The organism is Solirubrobacter phytolaccae, from assembly GCF_027587195.1.
GTDB classification, from domain to species: Bacteria; Actinomycetota; Thermoleophilia; order Solirubrobacterales; family Solirubrobacteraceae; genus Solirubrobacter; species Solirubrobacter phytolaccae.
The window spans coordinates 1-3,637 of the sequence record NZ_JAPDDP010000149.1 but is presented as its reverse complement, the minus strand read 5'-3'; the positions used below and the strand labels follow the sequence as shown (position 1 = coordinate 3,637).

At 70.7% G+C, this 3,637-nt stretch carries 5 protein-coding genes; 2 read left to right on the top strand and 3 right to left on the bottom strand.

All coding sequences use genetic code 11. The features are described 5' to 3' along the window. Together OJ997_RS36045 and OJ997_RS36040 are read left to right on the top strand one after the other, a co-directional pair. Positions 1-909: DUF2339 domain-containing protein (locus tag OJ997_RS36045; RefSeq protein ID WP_270030304.1), on the top strand; the 909-nt coding region annotated here is incomplete at its 5' end. Further along, positions 906-1,631, top strand: coding sequence for an LOG family protein (locus tag OJ997_RS36040; protein ID WP_270030303.1), 726 nt, complete (start codon positions 906-908; stop codon positions 1,629-1,631). The genes OJ997_RS36045 and OJ997_RS36040, both read left to right, overlap by 4 nt. Here the strand turns inward: OJ997_RS36040 and OJ997_RS36035 are convergent. The 3 genes from OJ997_RS36035 to rlmB all read right to left on the bottom strand — a co-directional run. Further along, positions 1,628-1,987: a hypothetical protein gene (locus tag OJ997_RS36035; protein WP_270030302.1), complete on the bottom strand. Its 360-nt coding sequence runs from the start codon at positions 1,985-1,987 to the stop codon at positions 1,628-1,630. The two genes, OJ997_RS36040 and OJ997_RS36035, sit on opposite strands and share 4 nt — an antisense overlap. Before the next feature lie 20 nt (positions 1,988-2,007). Further along, positions 2,008-2,658 (bottom strand): RNA polymerase sporulation sigma factor SigH, encoded by a 651-nt coding sequence (sigH, locus tag OJ997_RS36030; protein ID WP_270030300.1) that lies wholly within the window; start codon positions 2,656-2,658, stop codon positions 2,008-2,010. Between the two features lie 139 nt (positions 2,659-2,797). Further along, a partial coding sequence (rlmB, locus tag OJ997_RS36025) for a 23S rRNA (guanosine(2251)-2'-O)-methyltransferase RlmB (RefSeq protein ID WP_308213603.1) occupies positions 2,798-3,637 on the bottom strand: 840 nt, incomplete at its 5' end.

The window sequence follows — 3,637 nt, the reverse complement described above, 5'->3', positions numbered from 1 at the left end:
ACGTCAACCTCGGCTACCCGGAGGCCGACCAGGAGCGCGCGATGCTCCGCATGGGCCGCCGCGCCTCCCCACACCGTCGTCACCCGCGCCGCGGACGCCGCGCTCGGGCGCGGCTCCAGCGCCGACTGGTACTTCGCCGCGCTCGGCCTGGTCGCGCAGCTCGCGCTCGCGATCGGGCACGTGCTCGGGACCGAAGCGCCCATCGACGCGCTTGCCGGCACGGCCGCTCACGCGGACGCGCTCGTCGCGGTCGGCAGCCTCGGCGTGGTCGCATTCCTCGGCGCGCGGTTGTCGGGCGTCGCGCTGCTCGACGTGCTCGCGCTCACGGCGGTCGCGCACTTCACCGGGCTCGTCTTCGAGGGCCTGCCACTCACGATCGCGCTCGCCGCCGAGGCCGGACTGCTCGCGCTCGTCTCGCAGCGCGCGTCGCTCGCGTTCGCGGCGCTCGCCGCCATTCACACGCTCGCCGTCCTCGCCCCGCCGCTCGCGCTCGTGGACGGGCTCGACGAGCCGCTGAAGGCCGCCCTCGGGCTCGTCGCCGTCACCGCGGCGCTCGCGGCCACGCGGATCGGCCGACGGATCGTGCCGTTCGCGCTGCTCTACCTCGCCAGCGTCGAGGTGGTCACGGCGGGCGGTGCCGAGCACACGGGGCAGACGCTGCTCAGCGTCCTGTGGGCGCTGACGGGCGTCGGCGCGCTGGTCGTCGGCCTCGTCGCCGACCGCAAGGAGATCCGGCTCGCCGCGCTCTCGCTGCTCGCGCTCACGGCCGCAAAGGTGTTCCTCTACGACCTGTCCGAGCTCGACAGCCTCGCGCGCGTGGCGAGCTTCATCGGCTTCGGGATCCTGCTGCTGCTCGGCGCGTTCGCCTGGCAGCGCGTGCGTCCCCGCGCCCTACCCTCAGAGGCTTGACGCCGCCGGAACCACGCCACCCGACCTCGGACGACGAGGAGCTGCTCGAGGCCGAGACCGTCGCGATCCTCTCCGAGTACACCGACGCGCAGCGACTCCTGCGCATCCAGGACGAGCTGCGCGCCGGGTTCACCCAGCTCAGCCACATCGGCAAGGCCGTGTCGATCTTCGGCTCGGCCCGCACGCCGCGCGACCACCCGCGCTACGAGGACGCCCGCACGCTCGCGCGTCACCTCGGCGAGCAGGGCTACGCGATCATCACCGGCGGCGGCCCCGGGATCATGGAGGCCGCCAACCGCGGGGCGCAGGACGCGGGCGCGACGAGCGTCGGCCTCGGCATCGAGCTCCCGCACGAGCAGTCGCTGAACGCGTACTGCGACATCGGCATCACCTTCCACTACTTCTTCACGCGGAAGGTGATGTTCGTCCGGTACGCGAGCGGCTTCGTCGTCTTCCCCGGCGGGTTCGGCACGCTCGACGAGCTGTTCGAGGCCGCCACGCTGCGCCAGACGCAGAAGATCCGCTACTTCCCGATCGTCCTGTTCGACTCCGGCTACTGGGGCGGGATGGTCGACTGGCTGCGGAACTCGATGCTGGCCGAGGGCTACATCCACCCGGCCGACGTTGAGTCGCTGCTCGTCACGGACGACCCGACCGACTGCCACGGGGCGCTCGACGCCGTCGAGCACCGGCGCCCCCGTCGCGATCGCAAAGCCGCTTAGGCGCCGACCCACTCCCCGTCGGCCCGGCCGAGGACGACGCGCTCGCGTGCGGTTCCCACGCGAGCGTCGAACACGGCCTGGTCGGCTTCGGTGCCCGGCTTGTCGATCACCTCGACCAAGGTGAGCTCCTCCGGCTCGGAGCCGAAGCGCTCGGTGACGATCCGTCGCGCCGCCGCCTCAAGGAGGGAGCGGTCCCAGCCACGGTCGCTCGCCGCGGCTGCGACGAGGTCCCGTTCCACCTGCGCGAGCGCACGCTCGAACGCGGGACGGGTGCTGGCGAGCTGCCGGTTGCGGGCGATGATGCCGCCGACGACGAGCACGACGAGAACGACAAGGACGATGATCAGCCAGAGCATGAGAGCAGTATGAGCGGTCGCTAGTTCAGGACGGCGCGTGAGTTCAGATGCGCGCCGACCTTGCGCTTGACGCGCTGGAGGGCGTTGTCGACGGTCTTGCAGTCGCAGCCGATCTTCTCACCGATGTCGGTGTAGGAGTGCCCGTCGAGGTAGAGCGAGAGCACGCGCGACTCGAGGTCGGACAGCACGGTCGACAGGCAGGCCACGAGCGACCGGAGCTCCTCGGAGGAGATGACCTGGTTGACCGGGTCGTGGACGGTCGAACCCGGGAGCATTTCATCGAGGGTCGGCTCGTTATCGGAGGCGCCCGCCGGCGTCGCGCTGAAGGACACGTAGCCGTTGAGCGGCGTGTGCTTGTTGCGGGTCGCGGTCTTCACGGCCGTGATGATCTGGCGCGTGATGCACAGCTCCGCGAAGTTGCGGAACGAGGACTCGCGGTCCGGGCGGAAATCGCGGATCGCCTTGTAGAGGCCGACTAGGCCCTCCTGGATCAGATCCTCGGAGTCGCCGCCGACGAGGAAGTACGACGACGCCTTGAGCCGCACGAAGGACGCATAACGCCGGACGAGCCGGTCGTAGGCATCAGAGCTGCCCTGGCGAGCCAGAGCGAGGAGGTAACCATCATCAAGCTGAAGTTGAGCTTGAGACTTGGTGGGTGCAATTCTTGCCACGAGCGCAGAGACCTTTCCAGGCCATCACTGGCCTGAACGCTTGTGACGCACACCTCCCGCGGCGCCGGGGATAGACGGTGAGCTCGAGGGCCATCGCTAACCCTAAAGCTCACCTTGATGAGACCTCAGGGTGGCAGGGTTATGTCGATGCGTCAAGTCGCTGCTGCAACATCTCGTACAGCAGCACCGCCGCCGTCGCCGAGACGTTGAGCGACTCGACCTTGCCGAGCAGCGGAAGCGAGACCAGGTCGTCGCACATCGAGGCGACTCGAGGCCTGAGCCCCTTGCCCTCCGCGCCCATGACCGCGATCACGCCGCCCTTGTAGTCGGGCTGGTCGTAGCGGGTGTCCGAGCCGGCGGCCGCGCCGTAGACCCAGCACTGCTTGTCCTTGGCACTCTGCAGGAAGTCGGCGAGGTTGCGCACGCGGGCGATCGGCAGGTGCTCGACGGCGCCCGCGGACGCCTTGCACACCGCCGGGGTGACCTCCGCGGCCCGGCGCTCGGGGATGACGAGCCCGGTGACGCCGACGCCTTCCGCCGTCCGCGCGATCGCGCCGAGGTTCTGCGGGTCGGTGATCTCGTCCAGCGCGATGATGAACGGGTTCTCCACCGCGAGCAGCTCGGCCTCGTCCACGTAGATGTACGGGTCGACCAGCGCCGCAACGCCCTGGTGCGCGTCCGTCTCGGCGCGCTCGGCGATCTCGTCGGCGCTGACGATCGTCACGTTCCCGGTCCAGTTCCCGGGCTCGGTCGCCCAGATCCGGTGCACCTTGCGCCGGCCGCGCAGGGCCTCCTCGACGGGGTGCGTGCCGTAGATGACCATCTTGCGTGACGTGACCGCGCCCTCGGGCGGAGGCGGCTGGTAGTCGTAGCCGCCGGTGGGGCCGGGCGCTTCTGGCCGGCCGGGCGTGCCGCGGAACGAGCCGCCGGGGCCGAACGCGCCGCGCCCGGAGCCGGCGCCGCCTGCGGGGCCGCGGCC

Coding starts and splice junctions, on each gene's coding strand:
- OJ997_RS36035 (WP_270030302.1), bottom strand. CDS start 1,987: ATGCTCTGGCTGATCATCGTCCTTGTCGTTCTCGTCGTGCTCGTCGTC.